Origin of the sequence: Variovorax sp. RO1 (assembly GCF_002849325.1) — a bacterium.
Taxonomy (GTDB): domain Bacteria; phylum Pseudomonadota; class Gammaproteobacteria; order Burkholderiales; family Burkholderiaceae_C; genus Variovorax.
This window is the reverse complement of sequence record NZ_PKMT01000002.1, coordinates 792,425-815,427: the sequence shown is the minus strand read 5'-3', so window position 1 is coordinate 815,427 and position 23,003 is coordinate 792,425. Positions and strand designations below refer to the sequence as shown.

Annotated in this window: 13 protein-coding genes; 9 read left to right on the top strand and 4 right to left on the bottom strand. The window is 67.4% G+C overall.

Translation table 11 applies throughout. The annotated features are described in order from the left end of the window. Position 1: 1 nt before the first annotated feature. From CY658_RS14960 to CY658_RS14950, 3 genes are all read right to left on the bottom strand, one after another. Positions 2-595, bottom strand: coding sequence for a hypothetical protein (locus tag CY658_RS14960; protein ID WP_101490946.1), 594 nt, complete (start codon positions 593-595; stop codon positions 2-4). A 77-nt stretch (positions 596-672) separates the two neighbouring features. Continuing rightward, positions 673-2,394 carry a single-stranded-DNA-specific exonuclease RecJ gene (gene recJ, locus CY658_RS14955; protein ID WP_101490945.1) on the bottom strand — a complete coding sequence of 574 codons (1,722 nt, stop codon included), beginning with the start codon at positions 2,392-2,394 and terminating at the stop codon, positions 673-675. Further along, positions 2,391-3,359 carry a hypothetical protein gene (locus CY658_RS14950; RefSeq protein WP_101490944.1) on the bottom strand — a complete coding sequence of 323 codons (969 nt, stop codon included), beginning with the start codon at positions 3,357-3,359 and terminating at the stop codon, positions 2,391-2,393. Before CY658_RS14950 ends, recJ begins: the two co-directional genes overlap by 4 nt. 123 nt (positions 3,360-3,482) lie before the next feature. Here CY658_RS14950 and CY658_RS14945 point away from each other — a divergent pair, with 123 nt between their 5' ends. From CY658_RS14945 to CY658_RS14910, 8 genes are all read left to right on the top strand, one after another. Beyond that, positions 3,483-4,739: a lipoprotein-releasing ABC transporter permease subunit gene (locus CY658_RS14945; protein ID WP_101490943.1), complete on the top strand. Its 1,257-nt coding sequence runs from the start codon at positions 3,483-3,485 to the stop codon at positions 4,737-4,739. Beyond that, entirely contained in the window at positions 4,732-5,409 is a 678-nt protein-coding gene (gene lolD, locus CY658_RS14940; protein WP_101490942.1) for a lipoprotein-releasing ABC transporter ATP-binding protein LolD, read from the top strand. The genes CY658_RS14945 and lolD overlap by 8 nt, the downstream gene beginning before the upstream one ends. A gap of 235 nt (positions 5,410-5,644) precedes the next feature. Further along, complete coding sequence (locus CY658_RS14935) at positions 5,645-6,403, top strand: STN domain-containing protein (RefSeq protein ID WP_101490941.1); 759 nt, start codon at positions 5,645-5,647, stop codon at positions 6,401-6,403. Between the two features lie 6 nt (positions 6,404-6,409). Beyond that, a complete protein-coding gene (locus CY658_RS14930) occupies positions 6,410-6,928 on the top strand; it encodes an RNA polymerase sigma factor (RefSeq protein WP_101490940.1) in 519 nt (172 codons plus the stop codon). A gap of 99 nt (positions 6,929-7,027) precedes the next feature. Then, positions 7,028-8,047 (top strand): FecR family protein, encoded by a 1,020-nt coding sequence (locus tag CY658_RS14925; RefSeq protein ID WP_101490939.1) that lies wholly within the window; start codon positions 7,028-7,030, stop codon positions 8,045-8,047. A gap of 100 nt (positions 8,048-8,147) precedes the next feature. Continuing rightward, entirely contained in the window at positions 8,148-19,451 is an 11,304-nt protein-coding gene (locus CY658_RS14920) for a filamentous haemagglutinin family protein (protein ID WP_101490938.1), read from the top strand. Positions 19,452-19,470: 19 nt separating this feature from the next. After that, a complete protein-coding gene (locus CY658_RS14915) occupies positions 19,471-20,103 on the top strand; it encodes a sigma-70 family RNA polymerase sigma factor (RefSeq protein ID WP_101490937.1) in 633 nt (210 codons plus the stop codon). Between the two features lie 126 nt (positions 20,104-20,229). Next, on the top strand, positions 20,230-20,829 hold the full coding sequence (locus CY658_RS14910) for an ATP-dependent Clp protease proteolytic subunit (protein ID WP_101491296.1): 600 nt from the start codon (positions 20,230-20,232) through the stop codon (positions 20,827-20,829). Here the strand turns inward: CY658_RS14910 and CY658_RS14905 are convergent, their stop codons facing one another. Next, a complete protein-coding gene (locus CY658_RS14905; protein ID WP_062473709.1) occupies positions 20,830-21,219 on the bottom strand; it encodes a RidA family protein in 390 nt (129 codons plus the stop codon). It abuts the gene before it with no gap. Between the two features lie 194 nt (positions 21,220-21,413). On the opposite strand from CY658_RS14905, the gene CY658_RS14900 reads away from it, so the two are divergent. Continuing rightward, on the top strand, positions 21,414-22,991 hold the full coding sequence (locus tag CY658_RS14900) for an ABC transporter substrate-binding protein (protein ID WP_101490936.1): 1,578 nt from the start codon (positions 21,414-21,416) through the stop codon (positions 22,989-22,991). The last annotated feature ends 12 nt before the right edge of the window (positions 22,992-23,003 follow it).

Sequence of the window (23,003 nt, the reverse complement as noted above, 5' to 3'; positions counted from 1 at the left end):
CTCAATCCAAGGTGTCGAAGAGCCGGAAGATCCACGACAGCTGGTACGCCAGCGTGCCCGCGACGAAGGCCGTGTGAAAGCGCGGGTTGGCGGAGCGGGCCGCCGCGATGCACAGGCCCACGAGGATGGGCGTGCGAATGAGGTACTCCATCGCAAAGCGGGCGAAGTGCGCCTCGCCCTTGATCAGCGTGTCGACCACGTCGAGCAGGTAGGTGGCGGCCAGCAAGCCGAAGAACCATGCGCGGCGGGCGTAGAAGTAGTCCTGGTAGCTCGCGTAGTCCTGCATGCTGTCGGGAAAGAGCAGCGCGCACAGCAGGAACAGAAGAATCGCGTAGCTGACGATGAAGGCGTAGGTGCCGAAGGTCCAGCTGTCGATCTGGTACAGGCCGAACTCCCACCACCAGAAATGCACCAGCGCCAGCAGCACCGAGGCGACCCAGGCCAGGTGCACGGCATAGAGCCGGTACTGCGTCGGGTGCTGCACGATGCGCGCCACGCCCGACAGCAGCCGGGTGACGCCCAGGCCGATGACCATGCCCATCACGACACGGATGTGCGGAAAGATGTCGTGGGCCGAGATGGCTTCTTGCTGCATTCGAGAGTGCCCCGATCGAATGAATGAATGGGCCTCCAGTCTAGGACGCTTGCGCGCCCGCCGTCACCCCGGCCGCGTCAGACCTCCGCCCCCTCGACCAGGAAGCGCAGCCGGCGCACGCCCTGCCACTCGTCCGCATCGAGCCGGAAGGCCAGCTTCACGCGCGGCGGCAGCGGCTCGGTGTGGCTGAACCAGATCGCATCGATCGGCTGGCCCTGGTGCTTGAGCTTGAGCGCCAGGTGCTTTTCGCCCACCAGCCGCTGCGACACCACCTCGACCTCCTCGCTGAAGGTGGGCGGCGCGAAGCCCTGGCCCCAGACCTCGCGGTGCAGCGTGTCGACGAGGTCGATGCGCATGTACTCGCGGGCGATCGGTCCGTCGGTCTCGATCTGGCGCGTGAGCGCGGCTTCGGCCAGCCATTCGCCCGCGACCTGCGCCAGCGCGCGTTCGAAGACCGGAAAGTGCTCGCGCGCCACGGTGCAGCCCGCGGCCATCGCGTGGCCGCCGAAGCGCAGCAACACGCCTGGGTGGCGCTTGGCCACGAGGTCGAGCGCGTCGCGCAGGTGAAAGCCCGGAATCGAGCGGCCCGAGCCCTTCAGCTCCTGCTCCTTGCCGGGCGCCGCGCTGGCCGCGAACACGAAGGTCGGGCGATGAAAACGGTCCTTGATGCGCGAGGCGACGATGCCCACCACGCCTTCGTGGAAGTCGGCGCCGAACACGCTGATGGCCGGCGGTGGTGCGTCGACGCCTTCGCCGTCGGCCGCGAACAGCGACTCGGCCAGCAGCAGCGCCTGGTCGCGCATGCCGCCTTCGATGTCGCGCCGCTCGCGGTTGATGCCGTCGAGCATGCGCGCGAGTTCGTCGGCACGGCCCGCGTCGTCGGTCAGCAGGCATTCGATGCCCAGCGTCATGTCGGCCAGCCGGCCGGCCGCGTTGATACGCGGGCCGAGGGCAAAGCCGAAATCGAAGGTGGTCGCGGCCGAGGCGGTGCGGCCCGCGGCCTTGAACAGCGCCGCCACGCCGGCCGGCATCGCGCCCGCGCGGATGCGGCGCAGGCCCTGCGCCACGAGGCGGCGGTTGTTGGCGTCGAGCTTCACCACGTCGGCCACGGTGCCGAGCGCGACCAGCGGCAGCAGCGCATCGAGCTTGGGCTGCGTGGCGGTGTCGAACACGCCGCGCGTGCGCAGTTCGGAGCGCAGCGCGAGCAGCACGTAGAACATCACGCCGACACCGGCGATGCTCTTGCTTTCGAACTCGCAGCCGGGCTGGTTGGGGTTGACCATCACGTCGGCCAGCGGCAGTTCGGGGCCGGGCAGGTGGTGGTCGGTCACCAGCACCTGCAGGCCGCGCGCCTTGGCAGCGGCCACGCCCTCGACGCTGGCGATGCCGTTGTCGACGGTGATCAGCATGTCGGCGCCGGCGTTGGCCACGCGCTCGGCAATCGGCGGCGTCAGGCCGTAGCCGTCGACCACGCGGTCGGGCACGAGGTAGCTCACGTGCTTGGCGCCCAGCAGGCGCAGGCCGCGCACGCCGACCGCGCAGGCGGTGGCGCCGTCGCAGTCGTAGTCGGCGACGATGCACAGGCGCTTGTCCTGTGCGATGGCGTCGGCCAGCAGCATGGCGGCTTCGCGCGTGCCGCGCAGCGTGTCGGGCAGCAGCAGGCGCGCGAGGCCGTCGTCGAGCTCGTCCTTGCCGCGCACACCGCGTGCGGCAAAGAGGCGCGCCAGCAGCGGATGCACGCCGGCTTGTTCCAGCGCCCAGACGGTGCGCGGGGGGATGTCTCGAGCGATGATTTTCACAGGGCCTCCAGCACGCTGGCGGCGCGTGTGCGATCGAACAAACTCTTGGCCCAGCGGGCCAGGCCGCGCTGTTGCACGGTGTAGCGCTGCGCGGCGCGGTCGCCGCACAGCGTGAGCGCCACGTCGGCGCCGCGGGTGTAGTCGCTCAGCAGGCTGGCGATGGCGCCGGCGTCCAGGGCCTGCCAGGCAGCAGCCCAGCCGGCGCCGTCGTCGCGCAATGAGGCGATGCGCAGGGCGTCGCTGACTTCGGGCGCCGGGCCAGCGAGCGCGACGTCTTGCGTCAGCGCGCCGGTGCCGCTGAGCCAGAACGAGTTGATGGGCGGCACGCCGCGCGCGGTGCGCTCGTCGTTCACGCGCTGCGTGTACAGCAGCATCTGCATCTCGTTCTGCAGGCGGCGCAGCGGCCGCGACGCGTCGCCCAGCGGCGACCACTTCGAAATCGGGTCACCCACGGCGCGGTCGATGGAGGCGGTGGCCAGCCCGTCGAAGATGGGCGCGCGGGCGAGCCAGCGGCCCGGCGTGCCGGAGGGGTACAGCGCGATGCCGTCTTCCTCGAAGAACGGCTGTGCTACGGCCAGCAGGGCCGTCGATTCGTCAGCGTCGATCTCGATGGCGGACGGATCGCCCAGTGCCACGTCGTCGATGCCGACCTGCCAGTTGCACAGCGTCACCAGGCCCCAGGCCTCGTGGTCGCCGGGCGCGGCCAGGCCGGTCTGGCGGGCTTCGAGCGCGGCCCAGGGAATGCAGCCGTCGTCGGCGGCGGGCAGGCCGAGCGCGCGGGCCAGCGCGCGTTCGTGCGGTGGGGAGCGGGTGCTGTCGTCCTGCGTGTCGGTGTCGGCGAGCGTCAGGCGCAGCAGCAGGGTTTCGAGGTTCGGCAGCCGCAGGGTCGCGAGCGCCGCGCGGCAAGCCGGGGAACCGCGGCCGGCAAAGGGAATCAACAGATGACGTGGGAGAGGTTCGGCCATTTCCCTATTGTCCGGGATGCCACAATTCCACCGTATGACCTACCCCCTCGCCCCTCACCCCGTGTATTTGCCGCCCCCCGCGGGTGCGCCCATGCCCCTTGAGGCCACGGGGCGGGGCTTCTGATGCGATTCCCTTATGAACTGCAGCTCGGCTGGCGCTACACGCGCGCAGGCCGTGCCACGCGACGCAACGGCTTCATCTCCTTCATTTCCGGCGTGTCGATGCTCGGCATCGCGCTGGGCGTGGCGGCGCTGATCATCGTGCTCAGCGTGATGAACGGCTTTCAGAAGGAAGTGCGCGACCGCATGCTCAGCGTGGTGTCGCACATCGAGATCTTCTCGCGCGACGGCCAGGCCTTGCAGGACATCGACGCCATCATGGCCGACGCCCGCAAGAACCCCGAGGTGATCGGCGCAGCGCCTTTCATCAACACGCAGGCACTCATCGCGCGCGGCGAAGACATGAAGGGCGCCATCGTGCGCGGCATCGATCCCGCACTCGAGCCCGAGGTCACCGACACCGGCAGCATCGCCAAGGGCGGCACCTTCGACAAGCTGGTGCCCGGCGAGTTCGGCATCGTGCTGGGCGTCGAGCTGGCGCGATCGATGTTTGTGCAGCCCGGCGACCAAGTCACGCTGGTGGCGCCGGGCGGACAGGTCACGCCGGCCGGCGTGGTGCCGCGCCTGAAGCAGTTCACCGTGGTCGGCGTGTTCGACTCGGGCCACTACGAGTACGACTCGGCGCTGGCGATGGTGCACGAGAAAGACGCGGCCAAGGTGTTCCGCCTCGAAGGCCCGACCGGCATCCGCCTCAAGCTGCATGACCTGCACGAAGCGCGCGACGTGGCCGACCAGCTCGCCGTCACGCTGCCGGGGCAGTTCCTCATCCGCGACTGGACGCGCCAGAACAAGACCTGGTTCGCGGCCGTGCAGGTCGAGAAACGCATGATGTTCATCATCCTCACGCTGATCGTCGCGGTGGCGGCCTTCAACCTCGTCTCCACGCTGGTGATGACCGTGACCGACAAGCGCGCCGACATCGCCATCCTGCGCACGCTGGGCAGTTCGCCGCGCAGCATCATGGCCATCTTCGTGGTGCAGGGCGCCATGGTGGGCGTGATCGGCACCGTGGGCGGCCTGCTGCTGGGGCTGGGCATTGCCTACAACATCGACGTGATCGTGCCCTTCCTGGAGCAGCTCTTCCACGCCAGCTTCCTGCCCAAGGACATCTACCTGATCAGCAAGATGCCGAGCGACCCGCAGCAAAGCGACATCATGCCGATCGCGATCATTTCCCTCATCCTGGCCTTCCTGGCCACGCTGTATCCGAGCTGGCGCGCCAGCCGCGTCAATCCCGCCGAGGCCCTGCGCTATGAGTGATGTTGTCCTGAAGGCCCGCGGCCTCACCAAGCGCTTTCACGAAGGCCGCATCGACCTCACCGTGCTGCACGGTGTCGACCTCGACGTGCACGCCGGGGAAACGCTGGCCATCGTCGGCGCGTCCGGCTCCGGCAAGAGCACGCTGCTGCACCTGATGGGCGGGCTCGACGCGCCCACCGCGGGCAAGGTCGAACTGCTCGGCAAGGACATTGCGCATGCCGATGCCGCCGAGCAGGGCCGCTTGCGCAACCATCACCTGGGCTTCGTCTACCAGTTCCATCACCTGCTGCCCGAGTTCAGCGCGCTCGACAACGTCGCGATGCCGTTGAAGATCCGCCGCGTCGAGGCCGGCGAAGCATCGCAGGCCGCCGCAAAGATCCTCGCGAGCGTGGGTCTTGGCGAACGCCTGCACCACCGGCCGGCCGAGCTGTCGGGCGGCGAGCGCCAGCGCGTGGCGATTGCACGCGCACTGGTCACGAAGCCCGCCTGCGTGCTGGCCGACGAACCCACCGGCAACCTCGACCGCAGCACCGCCGATGCCGTGTTCGCGCTGATGCTCGACCTTGCGCACCGGCACGGCACGGCCTTCGTGATGGTCACGCACGACCAGGACCTGGCCAAGCGCTGCGACCGCGTGCTGCAGTTGGTGGCGGGGCGGCTGGCGGGCTGAGCGTTGGTCAGCCGCTCGAGGGGAGGCCTCGGGCTTCCCGCGGCACACGGGATGCGCGCCACGCGCCGAGGCGTACGAAAGTCTGACGTTGCAACGAGACCGTCACACGCCGGTGACAGCATGCAAGTTTCCCGACTGGCGTGCATTCCTTGCCGACTCGACTTTTCTCCCTGCCATGGCTTTCGCATCCTCACGGCGGGCGTGACGATGCGCGCGGCATCGTCGCGCCTCGGGGGTGAGCGACGTGCACCTTGGGTTCGCGGGCGCCACAGGCCGCAGCGTCGCACTCTGCGCGCTCGCGCTGTCCTGGGCGGCCGGCACGGCCTGCGCGACCGACGGACCTGCATCGCCGCTGCGTGAGGGCGAGGCCCCGGCCGGCGCGTTGCCCCGCACGGGTGACGCAGCACTGGATTTCGACATTCCCTCGCTTCCCTTGGCCGATGCGCTCAAGCGCTATGCCGCTGTCACGCGGCAGCCTGCACTCTTTCGCAGCGAAATCCTGGCCGAGCTGACGTCCTCTGCGGTGCGCGGGCTTTACGCCCCCGACGCCGCGCTTGACCTGTTGCTGGAGGGCACGGGCCTGGTGGCCGAAAAGGTCCGCACGGGTTCGGCCGTCACGCTCGCGCTGAGGCCGGCGCAGGCTCGGGCGGAGGCCCCGCGCGCGGCCAGCCTTGGAAGCCTCGCGGGTTACCCCAGCCTGCTGCAGGCGCGGGTCTGGGACGCGTTGTGCGACAACGCGCGCACGCGGCCGGGAACGTACCGGTCCTTGCTGCGCTTCGAGGTGGACGAGGCGGGCCAGCTGCGCCGGCCGCGCCTGCTCGGCCTGACCGGCGACGCGGCCCGGGACGCCGAGATGCTGGAGGTTCTGCGGGGCGTGCGCCTTGCGCATGCGCCGCCGCCAGACCTGCCGCAGCCTTTGACCTTGCTCATCCTGCCCACCGATGCGCGCGGCGGAACGCGCTGCCGCGAGGCGGCCGGCCGCGCGCCGTCCTGATCCAGCATGGCCGAAGACGTCCGCCCCGTGCTCATGGACTACCTGTCCAGGCACTACGACGCCCTCAAGCGCCAGCTGGGCCGCGCGTTGCGCAATGCAGACCTGGCCGAGGACGCGCTGCACGACACCTGGCTGCGCGTGAACGACCAGGGCGGAAGCGAACAGGAACCGATCCAGCGGCCGGGCGGCTACCTCGTGCGCATGGCGTTCAACATCGCGCTGGACATCCAGCGTCGCCAGAGCCGCAACCTGCCGTTCGACGAGATCGACGCGCTGATGGAACTGGCCGACACGGCGCCCGGTCCGGCCCGGATCGCCGAAGCGCGCTCGCAGCTGGACGCCGTGGTCAAGCTGCTGGACCGCATGCCGGCGCGGCGGCGCGAGGTCGTCGTGCTCGTGCACATGGACGGACTGACGCAGCCCGAAGTGGCCCGGCGGCTGGACATTTCCCTGCGCACCGTCGAATACGAACTCAAGCATGCGCACGACTACCTGAGTGCCCGGATGGCCCATGACAAAAAATAGTTGCGGGATCGGCGCGGCCCGTTCGTCGTACGCAGTGAAACATCGAATCACCCAGGTCCTCGCAGCGGGCCGCGGCCCCGAAGAAGGGCCGCGGCCGTGATGCACGACCCCCTGACGGCCCCCGCCGACGATCCCGCCCTCGCGGCCGACACGACGCGGCACGAGGCCTGGGAGTGGCTGCGCCTGTTTCATTCGGGTGCCGTCAAGCCGCAGGACGCCCAGCGTTTCAAGCACTGGCTGGCGCGCAGCCCGGCGCACGCGTCGGTCTTCAGGGAGGCCAGGGCGCAATGGGCCGTGCTCGGTCCGGCCTCTGCCGGCGTGCTTCGCGGCAATGCCGATGCGGCGGCGTTTCATGCGCGGCATCTGGCCAGGCCGGTGCTCGCGCGCCGCGCCTTCCTCGGTGCGGCAGCGGGCACGGCGGCCATGGCCGGCGTGGCGGGCGTGGCGCTGTTCCATCCGCCCGCGGGCTTGTGGCCCGCGCCGGCGGGGTGGGGTGCCGACTACCGCACCGCCACCGGCGAGCAGTTGGAAGTGGGCCTCACCGAGCGGGTGCAGGTCACGCTGAACACCCAGACCCGCATCCGGCGCCGCACGGTGGACGGCCGGACGACCGGCGTCGACCTGCTCGAGGGCGAGGCCGCGTTCGATCTGTCGTCCGGCAGCGGCGCGCGGCCCTTCGGCGTCGTGGCCGGGGCCGGCCGCAGCCTGGCCGAGTCGGGGCGTTTCGAGGTCCGCTACCTGGACGCCAAGGTGTGCGTGACCTGCATCGAAGGCGCGGTGCGCGTGGAGCACCCCGCGGGCGCGCGCGAGCTGCGCGCGCGCCAGCAGACGGTGTACGACGGCACGTCGGTGAGCAGCGTGGCGCTGATCGGCGCCGCCAACCTGTCGGCCTGGCGCAAGGGCGAGCTGGTGTTCACGCAGGCCCGGTTGTCCGACGTGCTCGACGAGATCAACCGCTACCGGCGCGGCCGCGTCGTGCTGATGAACACGGCCGCGCGCAGCCGCCTAGTCACCGGCAGCTTCTACATCGCATCGCTCGACCTGGCGCTCGCGCAGCTGCAGCATGCCTTCGATCTCGACGCCCGTTCGTTGCCGGGCGGGTTGACCGTTCTCAGCTGAATCGGACGGCCGTGGTGCGCGGCCTGAAAAATAAGTTGCGGGGTCGTGGGGCGGCCGTTCGTCGTAGTGCATCGACTCAACTTTCCGGCGGACACGACTCATGAGCACACGCGGGCCCCTCACACCGATCCACGCAACGAAGGCGCGCAACCCGCGGCAGGCGCGGCGCTTTCGCATGGCGCCGATCGCGCGCGCCATTGCCATGACGCTGGCGGCCAACGGCGCACTGCTGATGGATGCCCAGGCCCAGCAGGCCTTCAGCGGCGCCTGGTTTGCCAACAAGAGTGCCATGCAGAACACCGCCTCGGCGACGGGCCGCCTGCCCAACGGCATGCCGGCATCGATGCTGACCAACCCGCTGGCCGTGCAACAGCGTGACAACGCCCAGCTGCAGCGCTCCATCGACAACCTGAACCTGGCCGCCCGCGGCATCGCCGCACAGCAGGCCGCCCAGGAGGCGGCGCGCAATGCCGCGCTGGCTGGTGCCTCGGACGTGCCCGACGGCCTGGCCGACGGCGGCCTGAAGGTCGACACCCACAGCCTGACGGCCGGCTGGCTCAATGCCAAGGCGCCGGTGCAGACGGCCGCGGGCGGGCGCACGGTGGTGGGTATCGAGCAGACCGACGAGAAGGCGATCCTGAACTGGGAGAGCTTCAACGTGGGCAAGAACACCACGGTGAAGTTCGACCAGTCGAAGGGGCGCAACGTGAAGGACGGCACCAACAGCTGGATCGCGCTGAACCGCATCAACGACCCGAGCGGCAGGCCCAGCCAGATCGCCGGGCAGATCCAGGCTGACGGGTCGGTGTACCTGATCAACCGCAACGGCATCGTCTTCAATGGATCGAGCCAGGTGAACACGCGCAGCCTGGTCGCCAGCTCGCTGCGCCTGACCGACCAGCAATTCAAGCTGGGCATCAACAACGCGCAGCTGATGGAGCACCAGAGCGCTGAGTACCCTGTTCCGCAATTCGGGGAATTCACCGCGCACAAGCCTTGGGTTTACAGCCAGGTCGGCGGCTATGTTCCGGGCAACGGTGTTGTGCCGGACCGCCTCGGTGAGGTCGATCGATTTGACCCCGGCTTGCCGCCCGGTGCCGTCACGGTCGCGCCAGGCGCAGGGCTGAGTGTGAGCAGCGGCGGCAAGATCATGCTCTTCGCGCCCAAGGTGAGCAATGCCGGGCGCCTCTCTGCGCCGGACGGCCAGGTCATCCTGGCGGCCGGCGAAAACGTCTACCTCAAAACCCCCTCGGCGCAGGACCCGAATCCGGTGCGCGGGCTGGACGTTGCCGTGTCGGCAGTGCCGGGCTGGGCATTGAATAGTTCGTTTTTGAATGCCGCGCTTGGTTTGTCGCAGGTCCCCTATCCCTACGCCATCGGCGTGCGCGATGTCGTGATGCCGGAAATGGCCGCGCGCGCGAAGGCGGTGGGTTACGAAGTGGTCAACAACGGCGTCGTGCAGGCCGATCGGGGCAACATCACCCTGCAGGCACAGGACGTTCGCCAGAACGGCGTGTTGCTGTCCACCACCGCTTTGAACAACCGCAATGGTTCGATCCAGTTGCGTGCCTGGGGTTTGGGGACACGCGAGTACGGCAGCGACATTGACCGGTTTTACAACTGGTCGGCAGGCACCTTGACGCTGGGCAGTGGCAGCGTGACGCAGATCATGCCGGACGCCACCGACACCAGCGAGATCGAAGCGTCCGCGCTGGGCACCCGCTACCAGCCGGGCTGGATCGGCATGTACGGCAAGCTGATCGACATCCAGTCGAAAGCCGGCGTGCTGGCGCCCGCAGGCAAGATCAACATCGAAACGGCGACCAACCCGTTGTTCAGAGGCGTGCTGCAGAGTGCGGGAGACGACAGCCGGATATACCTCGACAGCGATGCCTTCCTCAGCGTGGCGGGTCTGCGCGACATGCTGGTGCCGATGTCGCGCAACTTCGTCGAGGCGGAGTTGCGCATCAACGAGTTGCGCGATTCACCGCTGCTGCTGAACTCCTGGTTGCGCGGCCAGAAAGTGATGGTCGACCGCCGGGAAAACGGCGTGTTCGGCAACGGACCGATGGCGGGGGTGAAGTGGGTCCAGAGGACGGACGGCAACGGCCAGATGGTCGACATGCCAGGCGAGTGGGTAGGCACCCCCCTGGCGGATGTGACCGGCTGGATCGGTGTGGGCAAGACCGACCTCCGGGAGCTGTCGGCCGACGCCGGCAGCATCATGCTGCGTGCTGGCGGCGCCGTCATCACGCGTGCCGGCTCGCTGCTCGACATCTCCGGCGGTTCGGTGCGCTATTCGGACGGCATGAACACCGCCACAAAACTCGCGGGCGCCAATGGCGGCATCTACACGATGAGCAGCGCCATGCCCGACATGGAATACACGGGTCTTGCCGGCCGGTTCGCGCAAACGCATGCGCGTTGGGGCGTGAACACGACCTGGCGCAGCGCGTTGATAGGCGGCGACTTCAAAGAAGCCGGGTACACCGAAGGCCGCAAGGCTGGCGCGGTTCAGATATTCGCCGGTGACGCCATGGTGCTCGAAGGCGATATGTGGGGCGGTGTCATCACGGGTGATCGCCAACAAAATAAACCGGCCAGCAACAAAGGGGGCCAGTTGGTGCTGGGTGGCGGCAGGGTAGAGGACAAAGCCTGGTCGCCAGGCACCCTCATCGTCAGCCATGATCCCAAACGCCTGGGCAATGCATTCAACGCCGGTACCGCTCTGGGCGCGGACTTCTACGTTCCCCTGGACCCCGTCACTCCGAGGTCAAAGAAATTAACTTTTCTGTCCGACGACATGCTTGGCAGTTCGGGCATGGGGCGGGTCAATTTCTTCATCATCAACGGCGACGTTGAGCTGGCCACGGGGGCCAAACTCGAGTTCTCGCCCGCAACCTCGTTTGTTGTCACCGGTGGTGAAAATTCGACCGGCACCCTCCGTATCAACGGCATGGTCCGGTCGGCAGGCGGTTCCATATCCCTTGATTCGCTCTACGGACAACTGGAGATGGGCGCGCAGGGCAGCCTGGATGTTTCCGGCCAATGGATCAATGCCTGGCGTGACGGCCGGTCCTCCGGGCCTTGGGCCATGGATGGCGGTGCCATCACCCTCAAGGCCGGCAAAATCCTTGCCGACAAGAACGCCGTATTGGATGTTTCCGGTGGCGGCCGCATCGATATCGGCAAGAAGGGCTTGCCTGCATTGCGTGTGGGCAACGCCGGCTCCCTCAGCTTGACGGGCGTCACGCCGGACACGGATCTGGGGTCATTGAACCTGCGTGCGTATGCAGCGGGTTCCGCCGGCAGCCTGTTCCTTGAAACGCCTTCATCCGTGCAAGTGGGCGGTGCACGCAACGATCCCTCGGTCGTGGCCTTGCCCGCCAACCTGTTTGGCGACCGCGGTTTTGGCACCGTGTCGGTTGCGGTCCGCGGCAACGGCGGCATCGTGGTGCCTGACGGCGCGACCGTGACGCAGCAGGCGGTCGGTATCGATTTGAATTCTTCTTTTGCCTACCACGACGTGGCGACCGGCACGAGCCTTGCCGGGGTAGCGCCGATTGCCGTGCTGAGCCCGCAGGAGCGTCTCGAGCGCAGACCGGGCGGACTGACCCTGGGCACGGAAGCCGGCGACATCCATGTCGGGTCGGGTGCATCCATCGTGACCGATACCGGCGGCAAGTTGACATTGGCTGCAGGTGGCGCAGGTGCGCTGACGATACGGGGTCGCCTGGAAGCGCCTGCGGGACGGATTGACCTGAGCGGCAAGACCGTCCGGCTGGAGCCGGATGCGCAGTTGCTGGCACGCGGCGTCCCTGCGATTGACCTGGACAAGACCGGGCACCTTCAAGGCAAGGTGTTGTCGGGTGGTGTCGTCGATATTCGTGCCGCGGATGTGCAGCTGGCGGCGGGTTCGCTGATCGACGTGTCGGGCGCGAGCGGGGAGATTGAACAGGCGCAGGCAGGTGGCGCATTCGGACGGGTCAGCTACAAAAAGCTGGGGCTGGCCAGTGACGGCGGTGCAATCAACATTCGTGGCGAAGGGCTGGTTGCTTCCACGTTGGTCGGGAAGGCCGGGGGGACGGGCGCGCAAGGCGGCTCCGTGTTGATCCAGCAAGTGGCCGCCGGTGCGAGCACCAACCTGGCCGACAAGCTTCTGCAGTCCTTTTGCCAGATCGATTCGTCCTTCTGTACACCGGAAAGCGTCGTCGGGGTCGATTTCGCGCTTCTGCTGGGATACAACCCCGGCGAAAAAGCACCCATGGTCATCACCCAGGCGGTGCTTGACCATCTGGGCTCGGCATCCAGGAATTCGTTGGTCGTTTCCAATACGGCGTCTTCCGGCGCAGGGCAGGGTGGGCCCGGAATTGACTACGCTGCGCTTGGAATGAGCGACGAAGTCGTGGATTTGTTCAAGAACGAACTCTCCATCGACCTGCGTGCCTTGACCCCGTCGAGTTCATTGCTGGTGGCGCGTCCCCAATCTTTTGCCGAAGGTGGTTTTGCCAATCTCGCTCTGGCCTCCCAGGGTGGTTCGATCGAGCTGGGTGATGTGCAGCTTTCCGCGAACCGGAGCATCACGGTCGACGGCACGCTGCGCCATGCCGTCGGGGAATCCGGACACGCAAGCCTGGCGGCGGCTTATATCGGGCTCAAACAAACTGCTTCCCTCATTGCGCCGGCTGCCACGGCCCATCGCACGGGAAGTTTGACTTTGAACGCGGACGTGATTGATGTCGTGGGCGGCGTCAATGGACCTGGGTCCACCTTCGGGCCCGCGAGCATTCGCAGCTTTGCGAAAACGTCATTGAATGCGTCGGAACTGCGCTTCAGCGCGAAGAACGCCGCAGTGGACCCAGGCATGGCTGCGGATGCCGCCGCGGCAACACTGGATGTGGACGGTGCATTGGCCATCACCGCCGGCCTGGTTTACCCGTCCGTCGCCGTGAACGCAAAAATCCTGTCCGGTGAATCCATCACCGTGGGGCGTTCCGGAAATTCTTCCGTGCTGCCTTTGTCGGCTGGAGGGACGCTGCGGTTGGAGGCGCCGGTGATTGAACAGAACGGCGTGCTGCGGGCCCCGTTCGGGCAGATCGAACTGGTGGCCGGTGATCGTTTGACGCTGGGCGCTGGCAGCATCACATCGGTCTCGGGTGCGGGCCTGATGGTGCCCTACGGGACGCTGTCGAACAACGAGCACTGGAACGACCCGACGAAGGCGAGCGATGGCGCCAATCCCTCGAGCGGTTCGTTGACGTCGCCGCCCGAGAAGCGGATCACGATGAAGTCGCCGAATGTCGACCTCGCCAAAGGCGCGGTCATCGACATCGCCGGCGGCGGTGACCTGTACGCCTGGGAATTTGTTCCCGGTCCGGGCGGCTCGAACGATGTGCTGACGCGGCCCGGCATGTATGCCGTCCTGCCGGGCCAGCAGGCCACTGCGCCCGTCAGCGGTGTGGAGGCTGGCAGCCGAATCTGGCTGGCCGGTGGCCCCGGCCTGGCGGCCGGCTGGTACACCTTGCTGCCTGCGCGCTACGCCCTGCTGCCCGGCGCCTTTGCCGTGCAGGCCACCGGCAAAGCCTGGGCGGGCGAGGCCGCGCCCGGCTTCGCCACGCGCGACGGCAGCATCATCATGCAAGGCAGGAGCAGTAACGCCTACGGCCACAACGAAGATGCGCAAGCCTCTGTCTGGCGCGTCATGTCAGGCAGCACCCTGCGCAAATACAGCGAATACAACGAAGCCTTCGCCAACGACTTCTTCTCATCGGATGCCTTCAAGCTCACGCAATACCGCTTGACTGGGCAGGACGTGGTGACCCCGCGCCTGTCGCGCGACGGCGGCGCTGTCGTGTTCGAAGCCACCACGCGCCTGACGCTGGACGGCACGCTGCTGTCGCAGGCCGAGAAGGGCGGGCGCGGCGGCCTGGTCGACATCGCCGGCAAGAAGATCGCCATCGTCGGTGCCGGCCAGGACGCAGGCACGTTGCAGGCAGACGGCTACCTCACGATCGATGCCACCAGCCTCTCGAATTTCGGTGCCGGCAGCCTGCTGGTTGGCGGCACGCGCAAGGGAGACCTGTTGGGCACGCAACTCGACGTGACGGCCACTGACATCGTCGTGAGAAACGGCACCGGCTCCGAATTGTTCGCCCCGGAGATCATCCTGGCCGCCACCGACAAGGTCGCCGTGGACGCCGGCAGCCTCGTCAGCGCCAAGGGCACGGGCGCCAGCAGCAGCGGCAACCTGATCATGAAGCCGCAGCAGGCTGCGGTCTACGACAGCAAAGGCACACCCGACACCGCCGACGATGTTCTGATGACGCCGGCCAAAGACTGGGGTGCGTTGATTCGCGTGGCCAATGCCGAGGCGATCAAGGTCGTCCGCCAGAACGTGGACACCACGCAAGGCGGTGTGGTCACCATCGGTGCCGGTGCAGTCCTGAACGGTGGCGAATCCCTGCTGATCGACGCCACGCGCACCACGGAGCTTGCAGCATCGGCGCAGATCTCGGGCGTTGACCTCTCGGTGGCCGCCGGCCGCATTGGCTTCGGCGGCGGCAGCAGCGGCATGGTGCTGGACAGCGCCGGTCTGGCCCAGTTGGCCAACTCCAAACACCTGACGCTGCGCAGCTACTCGAGCTTTGACTTCCACCAACCGGTCGATCTCGGTGCGGCGGGCCTGGCTTCGTTGACCTTCGACGGCGCAGCCTTCACCGGTCATGGCGGCGACATCGTCATCAAGGGCGACACGATTGCGCTGGAGAACAGCGGCGCCAACCTGGCCGCAACAGGCAACGGTACCGGCAACTTCACGCTGGACGCCACCACCCTGGTCCTGGGGGCGGGCCAGAAGAACTTCGCCGGCTTCCATCGCATTGCCTTGGGTGGCCGTGATCAGATCGTCGGTACTGGCAAAGGCGGCATCGACACCGGCGCCATCGCGCTGACCTTGAACACCCCGCTGCTCACAGGCCGCGGCGGTGCCGCACAAAGCATCACCACCACCGGTGCATTGCAAGTCCTGGCAACAGCAGGGGGTGATTCAGCCCCACAAGATCTGCAGGACAGCCTCGGTTCACGCCTGAGCCTGTCCGGCGCCAGCATTGTGTTCGGCGGCCGCGCTGTTGCGCTTGGCGGCAGCGTCGACATGACGGCGACTGCCGGCAGCCTGACCTTGGGCGATGGCGCGCAGATCGATGTCGGCGGCTTTGCCAAACAGTTCTTCGACGTGGCCGCGTATGCCGATGCGGGAAGCATCAAGCTCTCGGCGGTGGGCGGCGACGTCCGGCTCGATAGCGGCAGCACTCTGAATCTTGCTGCTCACAAGGACGGCGGCAACGCCGGCGCCTTGAATGTTGCGGCCGCCAACGGCGGCACCGTCGTGCTGGACGGCACGATCAATGCACGAGCGGGCACGGGCGGCAAAGCCGGCGCCTTCTCGCTCGATATTGCCGAGCTGGCGGACTTCGCCGGCTTCAGCCAGCGTCTGAATGTTGCGGGCTTTAACCGCTCACGGCAGTTCCGCATCCGCCAGGGCGATATCACGCTGGACGGCACCACCACGGTGGAAGACTTCGGCCTGACCACCGACCAAGGCAGGATCACGATTGCCGGCACCGTCGATGCAAGGGCCGCTTATGGCGGCGCCATCCGCATCACCGGCGGCAATGGGGTGACGATGAATGCCGGCGCGCAGCTGTTGGCGGGCGCCTCCGGTGAGCTTGGCAGCGGCCGCGTCACCCTTGAAGCGGCAGGCGGGCAGCTGGACCTGCAGGGCGGCGCCATCAACGTGGCCGGCAACGAAGGCGGCAAGGTCAGGCTGCGTGCGCAGCAAAATGCGGCTCACAGCGACCTCAACGCCACCGCCGTCAACGTCAGCATTGCCGGTGCGCGTTCGGCGGTGCTCGAAGGCGTGGCGACCTACAACGCCAGCACGGTCGACGCCGTCAAGGCCGCTGCAATTGCCGATGCCAACCAGTTCAGCGCTGCGGCGCCCGCTGTGGCGGCACGCCTGGGCACCAGCCTGGCCGTCATGCCCGGCATCACGATCGAAAGCGCCGGCGACCTGGCCATGAACAGCGACTGGAACCTGCGCAGCGACTTTGCCAACGCAAGGGAAGGCACGCTCACGCTGAGGGCTGGTGGCAACCTGGTCGTCAATGGCCACTTGAGTGACGGCTTTGACACCGCCGACCGCGCAGGCAAGCTGCAGGAAGGCGCTTCGTGGAACCTGCGCCTGGTCGCAGGCGCCGACCTGGACTCGGCCCACACGCTGGCGGTCAAGCCGTTGGCGGCGCAAACCGCGGGCAGCGGCAGCATCACCGTCGGCACGGCCGACACCAACCCGGACGCTGCCGTAGACAACGGCGCAGGCAAGCTGGTTCGCACCGGCACCGGTGACCTCGAGGTGCGTGCGGGCAGAGACCTGACGCTGGCGCACAAGGAGTCGGTGATCTACACGGCTGGACGCAAGGACATGACGGCCTGGAGCGACTTCACGACGGCCAATGCAGCCGCGATCTACGGCACTGACGGCGGCAACCTGGACATCAGTGCGCAGGGCAGCGTCGTGGCGCAGCCGGCCGGCCAGCGATTTACGGAGTGGTTGAACCGGCAGGGTGCCCTCAACCCGCAGGGCTACTTCGGTGAATACGAGAGTGGTGAGTACGGTATGCGGCCGGACGGTACCTGGGGTCCTCTGACGCTGCCGCCCGAGCAATCGAGTTGGTGGATCAACCATGGCGCGTTCAAACAGGGTGTGGGCGCGCTGGGTGGCGGCAACGTGACGGTCAACGCCGGCGGTGACCTGGGCAACCTGGTGGTGGTGTTGCCGACGACCATGCGCATGCGCGGCGGCCGCTCGGCCACCGAAGCGATGGCGATGGAAGTGCGCAACGGCGGCACCCTGACGGTCGAGGCCGGCGGCGCGATACGCGGGGGGCAGTACTACGTGGCACGCGGTGCGGGTGACATCAAGGCCGGTGAAACAGCGGTGGGCCACACGGTATCGGTCACATTCAACGACGGTGCTCCTGACAGCCGTGTGTACACCTTTCCCGTGGCGCCGGTACTGGCCCTGGGCGACGCCACCTTGAACGTGCGCACGGCGGGTGACCTGCGCATCCAGACAGTGGTAGACCCCCTCCTTGTGCGTTATGGCGACGACGGAAGTGTTGCAGGTGCCTTGCCGAAACGTGATTACCGCGCTTACATGAGCGGTTACACCGACCGTACGGCGCTCAAACTGGTGTCTACCGGCGGAAATATTACGTTTGTCAATCAAGCCGAGTTCATCTTCCACGACCTGTCCCTGATCTACAGCAGCACCGCCCAGGACGACCTGATCGGCGCGGCTGGCAATCGTTTTCCCGCGCGCATGGCTGCTTTGGCCATGAACGGCAGCATTGAAATACAAGGACCCTTGTGGGTCATGCCAGCCGCGACGAATGATGTGCAATTCATTGCGCAAGGCGACATACGCTTTGCGACACAGAATCGCGAAGCTTTTAGGCAGTTGGACATTCGCGGGGACCTGGAAGCGCAGCTGGCCATGCCGCGTGCCACACCCGGAATGTTGCCTTCCGCGTTCTTGCCCGGCACTGGGGCCTCGGATTCTGAAACCATGGAAAGGTTGCTTGCCAACCAGATGTGGTCCCATGTCATAGCTACCTCGCTCAACAATCCGGATGTGTTGCCCTTGGCAAGCGACTTTGAACCGAGCCGCATGTATGCCGGACAGGGTTCCATCCTGGGGCTTGACCTGACGACCAATGAGCAAACCTGGGTGCGCGCCGGGACCGATATCCGCGGCGTGCGTGTCAATGCGCGAAACGTGCGCGCCAGCGATGTGACCTTGCTGGAGGCCGGCAACGATTTCCTGGCCATGGCGAACGTGCGTGCTGCAACGCTGAACACTCCCGAGGATACGGGCAGCATTGCGATACAAGGGCCCGGCACCCTGGTGCTGTCCGCCGGGCGTGACGTCTATGCCGACAACCTGAAGGTCCAGACCCTGGGCAACCAGCAATATGACCTGAACAACCGCCCCATGGCCGGGACGCAGATCAAGGGCCTGCCCGAGCAGGGTGCCTCGATCACGGTGATGGCGGGCATGAACGGCGCGGTGGGCTACGGCGCGTTCGCCAGCGCCTACCTCGACCCGTCGAAGGTGGCATCCATGCCTTCGTACCTTCAAAGCGCCAGCGCCGACGGCAGCGTGCTCCCGGCCTACCTGACCGATCGGGTCGAGACCCGCCCGGGCGGACAGGAAAAAACCGTGCGCCGCGGCCTCGTGTCGTACATGAAGGACATGACCGGCGAGACGCTGGCGCCGCTCGACGCCTGGGCGCGCTTCCAGCAATTGCCTGCGCTCGCGCAGCAGCAGTTCCTGCGGCAGATCTACCTGATCGAGCTGCGCGAAGCGGGGCGCGACCAGAACGAACCGGGCACCGGCGGCTTGCCGCGCAACGGCGGCTACAACCGCGGCTACGCGGCCATCAAGACGCTGTTCCCGGGCGACGACTGGAAGGGCGACGTGGCGGCCAACAAGCTCATGCTGCGCACGATGGCCGGCGGCGACATCGACGTGCTCACGCCAGGCGGGGGCCTGCAGGTGGCGGCGCTGGGGGCCACGGTGCCGGCCGGTTATGGCCTGGTGACGCTGGCCTCAGGGCACATCGGCATCTTCGCGAAGGACGACGTCACGGTGAACCAGTCGCGCATCCTGTCCTTCGTGCCCGAGGTCACCCAGCAGGGCAGCGACCAGATCATCTGGGCCACCGACGGCGACATCGATGCGGGCCGCGGCTCCAAGACGCTGCGCGTGCCGTCGGCACCCGAGGTGGTCACCGATCTGGACGGAAATACAACCATCCGCGAGAAGTCGGACATGAGCGGCAGCGGCATCGGCACGGTGGGCGACGGCGACGTCGACCTGGTGGCGCCGCGCGGCACCGTGAACGCCGGCGATGCCGGCTTGCGCGTGGCGGGCAACCTGAACATCGCGGCACTGCAGGTGCTCAACGCGGACAACATCCAGGTCAAGGGCGAGACCAAGGGCCTGCCGGTGATCGCGGCAGTGAACATCGGCGCGCTCACCAACGCGAGCGCTGCCGCTGCGCAGGCGACGGCCGCGGCGCAGGACGCGGTGCAGCGCGAGCGCACGGCTGCGCGGCAGGCGCTGGCGTCGGTCTTCACTGTGCGCGTGCTCGGCTTCGGCAGCGAGCCCGCACAAGAAGGGCGCGACGCGCCGCCGCCGCGGTCGGGACTGCAATCGGGGGCGCAGGTCGACTACGACCCGCAGAACCCCGTGCAGGTGGTGGGCATGGGCCGCAAGATCGACCCGAAGCACTGGGCCGGCCTGAGCAGCGACGAGCGTCGTCGCCTGCAGCAGGACCGCTAGGCGGGCAGGGGCGCATGTCATGGCACCCAGTGTCCTTTGCGAACAGGAAGCGCCGGCGCGCGACGACGCGGCCAGCGAGCTGCGAGACGAAGCGCAGCGTCGCCTGGCGCTGCAGGTTTTTCTCTGCGCCAACTACGAGGGGCTGCGGCGCAAGCTGACCCGCCATCTCGGGTGCGCCGAGATGGCCAGCGAATGCCTGCACGATGCCTGGCTGCGGCTGGGCCATCTGCGGGTGTGCGCGCCTGTGGAGAACCCCAACGCCTACGTCTATCGGGTGGCCTGCAATCTGGCCATGGACCGGTTGCGCAGCGAGGGGGCATGGCGCTATGTGGACGACCCGCACACCGTCGTCGAGTCGGCCATCGACCACGCGCCCGGGCCCGAGGACATGGCCGAAGTGCGCGCCGAAGTCGGGTCGGTCGACCGCGCGATGCAGGGCCTGCCGCGGCGTCACCGGGCGGTGCTCGAGGCTTTGCGCATCGAGGAGAAGACACGCCAGGAGGTGGCCTCGCACTACGGCCTGTCGCTGCGCACGGTGGACACCGTCCTGCGTCAGGCGCTGGACCATTGCGGCGCGATGACGGGGCGCGCGGTGCTGGCCGGCGTCGGCACACCCCGACGGGCCGTGGTGTCGCCCCGGCTGGCCGCCTGAGCGGCAAGTGGCACTTGCGGCACCGCGGTGCCGCTTGCCACGGCACGCGCAATGTCACGACACTGTGGGCTTGTTCGTCAAGACAGTTCAACCACAGGAGCTTTCTTCATGCAGGCCATGTTCTCAATGGAAACCGACGACGACACCCCGCCCGCGGCCACGGCCGAGCCGCGCAATTCCTACCTCGAGGAGAAAGCGTTCAAGTCGCGCACGCTGCTGATCTTCGGCAGCATCACCGACAGCGTGGCGGCCGATGTCACGCGCCGGCTCATCGCGCTCGATGCCGACAGCAGCGACAAGCCCATCGACATCCTCGTGAGCTCGCCGGGCGGGCACCTGGAGTCGGGCGACGCCATCCACGACGTGGTGCGCTTCATCAGCGCGCCGGTGCACATGATCGGCACCGGCTGGGTCGGCAGTGCCGCCACGCATCTGTTTCTGGCGGCGCCGCGCGAGCGCCGCGTGTGCCTGCCCAATACGCGCTTCCTGATCCACCAGCCCAGCGGCGGCGCGGGCGGGCAGGCGACCGACATCGCCATTCAAGCGCAGGAAATCCTCAAGGCCCGCCAGCGCATCGCGCACGAGATTGCGCGCGAAACCGGCAAACCCCTCGAGGTGGTGCTGGCCGACATCGAGCGCGACCGCTGGTTGTCGGCCGCGGAGGCCGTCGAGTACGGGCTGGTCTCGCGCATCATTCAGCGCAAGACCGAGTTGCGGCCCGCCTGATCAGGCCTTGGGCTTGTAGGCGACGACGTCGATCTCGACCTTCGCATCGACCATGAGGCGCGCCTCGGTGGTCGAGCGTGCCGGCTTGTTTTCACCGAAGTAGCTCATGTAGACGCGGTTGAAGGCACCAAAGTCGCGCGCGTCGTGCAGCCAGACGGTGCTCTTGCACACGTCGTCGAGCGTGGCGCCGGCCAGCGCGAGCACGGTCTTCAGGTTCTCCATCACCTGGCGCGTCTGCACCTCGATGCCGCCCGCCACGATCTCTCCCTGCGCGTTGGCGGGCACCTGGCCCGACACGTAGACGAAATCGCCCGCGCGCACGGCGGGGGAGAAGGGGCGTGCCTGACGGTCGGAGGCGATGGGCGGGGCGCCGAGGTATTCGAGGGGCATGGGAACTCCTGTGAAGTGAGGGGTTGAGTGGAGGCAGGTGAGGGCTTCAGTATCCGTCTGAATTGAAAGACTTTTTCAGAATAACCCCTCAACAAGGGTTAACACGGATGATTTGGCATGAAGTCTGCTTCAAAGTCCGGGCCAGAAAGAAAATTTCTTTCATAAATCAGCCCGACCCCACGAAGGAGTTCTCCATGTCCCACGCCGGTCTTGTTGTCCAGCGCCTGCCCCGCCTGTCGAAGCGCAGCCTGCTGGGAGCTTCCCTGCTCGCGATGCTGTGTGCTGCACTGCCGCATCCGAGCGCCCACGCGCAGGGCCCGCGCAACTTCGCCACGCTGGCGATGGTGGCCGAGCCGCAGACGCTCGACCCGATGGCCTCCACGGCCGACCTGGTCGGAACCATCATGCAGCACGTGTACGAGACGCTGTACACCTTCGACGCCAAGTGGAACGTGGTGCCGATGCTGGCCGAGACGATGCCGAAGATTTCGGCCGACGGCAAGACCTACGCGATCACGCTGCGCAAGGGCGTGGCGCTGCACAACGGGCGCGAGCTCACGGCCGACGACGTGGTCGCCAGCCTGCAGCGCTGGATGGACCAGTCGCCGCGCGGCAAGGCCGTGGGCAAGGAAATCGAGAGCCTCAAGGCCAAGGGCCCGCTGGGCGTGGAGATCGTGCTGAAGGCGCCGTATGCACCGCTGCTGTCGCAGCTCGCGCTGCCCAGCGGCATGGCGGCCATCATGGCCAAGGACTCCATCGCTTCGCCGCTGAAAGATTTCGTCGGCACCGGCCCCTACAAGTTCAAGGAGCGCCGCCCCGACCAGTTCGTGCTGCTCTCGCGCTTCGACAAGTACGCCGCACGCAAGGAGCCCGCGAGCGGCTACGGCGGCAAGCGCGAAGCGGCCATCGAAGAGCTGCGCTTCGTGCCCGTGCCCAACGCCAGCACGCGCGTCGAGGGCGCGCTGGCCGGCCAGTACGACTTTGCCGACCTGCTGCCGGTGGAAGCCCTGCCGCGCCTGGAGAAGGCCGGCGGCAAGACGCTGCCGATCCTCACGCCGTCGTTCGGCTTCCCGTACCTCGTGCTCAACACCAAGGAAGGCGTGGCCGCGAGCCAGCCGGTGCGCCAGGCGATCCAGACCGCGCTGGGCCAGGGCGAGATGCTCGCGGCCGGCTTCGGCGACACGCGCTTCTTCGTGGCCGAGGCCAACCACTTCCCCAAGGGCTCGCCGTTCTACTCGACGGCCGGCGCCGACCAGTACAACCAGCGCAACGCCACCAAGGGGAAAGACGCTGCGGCCAAGGCCGGCTACAAGGGCGAACCGATCCGCGTGCTCACCAGCCGCCAGTACGACTTTCACTACAACATGTCGCTCTTGATGGCCGAGCAGCTCAAGCGCGCCGGCTTCAAGGTCGACCTCAACGTGGTCGACTGGGCCACGCTGGTGCAACGCCGCAACGACCCGAAGCTGTGGGACATCTACGTGACCCACTCGGGCCAGTTCCCCGAGCCCATGCTCTCGCCGCCGCAACTGGGCGACGGCGCACCCGGCTGGTGGGATTCGCCCGCCAAGAAGGCCACGCTGAGTGCCTTCAACACCGAAAGCGACCCGGCCAAGCGCGGCGCGCTGTGGGGCAAGGTGCAGCAGGTGGTGTACGACGAGGTGCCGTACATCAACGTCGGCAAGTTCAATGGCCTCTCGGCCAAGAGCCCTGCGCTGGACAACTACCAGCCCGCGACCTGGCCGTTCTTCTGGAACGCGAAGATCAAGTAAGGCCGCAAGGAC

What these genes read in the sequence shown, in the direction of transcription:
- lolD (WP_101490942.1), top strand. Translation starts at nt 4,732, where the DNA reads ATGAGTGATGTTGTCCTGAAGGCCCGCGGCCTCACCAAGCGCTTTCAC.
- CY658_RS14930 (WP_101490940.1), top strand. Translation starts at nt 6,410, where the DNA reads ATGGCCGAAGACGTCCGCCCCGTGCTCATGGACTACCTGTCCAGGCAC.
- CY658_RS14945 (WP_101490943.1), top strand. Translation starts at nt 3,483, where the DNA reads ATGCGATTCCCTTATGAACTGCAGCTCGGCTGGCGCTACACGCGCGCA.
- CY658_RS14960 (WP_101490946.1), bottom strand. Translation starts at nt 595, where the DNA reads ATGCAGCAAGAAGCCATCTCGGCCCACGACATCTTTCCGCACATCCGT.
- CY658_RS14920 (WP_101490938.1), top strand. Translation starts at nt 8,148, where the DNA reads ATGAGCACACGCGGGCCCCTCACACCGATCCACGCAACGAAGGCGCGC.
- CY658_RS14925 (WP_101490939.1), top strand. Translation starts at nt 7,028, where the DNA reads ATGCACGACCCCCTGACGGCCCCCGCCGACGATCCCGCCCTCGCGGCC.
- CY658_RS14950 (WP_101490944.1), bottom strand. Translation starts at nt 3,359, where the DNA reads ATGGCCGAACCTCTCCCACGTCATCTGTTGATTCCCTTTGCCGGCCGC.
- CY658_RS14905 (WP_062473709.1), bottom strand. Translation starts at nt 21,219, where the DNA reads ATGCCCCTCGAATACCTCGGCGCCCCGCCCATCGCCTCCGACCGTCAG.
- CY658_RS14910 (WP_101491296.1), top strand. Translation starts at nt 20,230, where the DNA reads ATGGAAACCGACGACGACACCCCGCCCGCGGCCACGGCCGAGCCGCGC.
- CY658_RS14915 (WP_101490937.1), top strand. Translation starts at nt 19,471, where the DNA reads ATGGCACCCAGTGTCCTTTGCGAACAGGAAGCGCCGGCGCGCGACGAC.
- CY658_RS14900 (WP_101490936.1), top strand. Translation starts at nt 21,414, where the DNA reads ATGTCCCACGCCGGTCTTGTTGTCCAGCGCCTGCCCCGCCTGTCGAAG.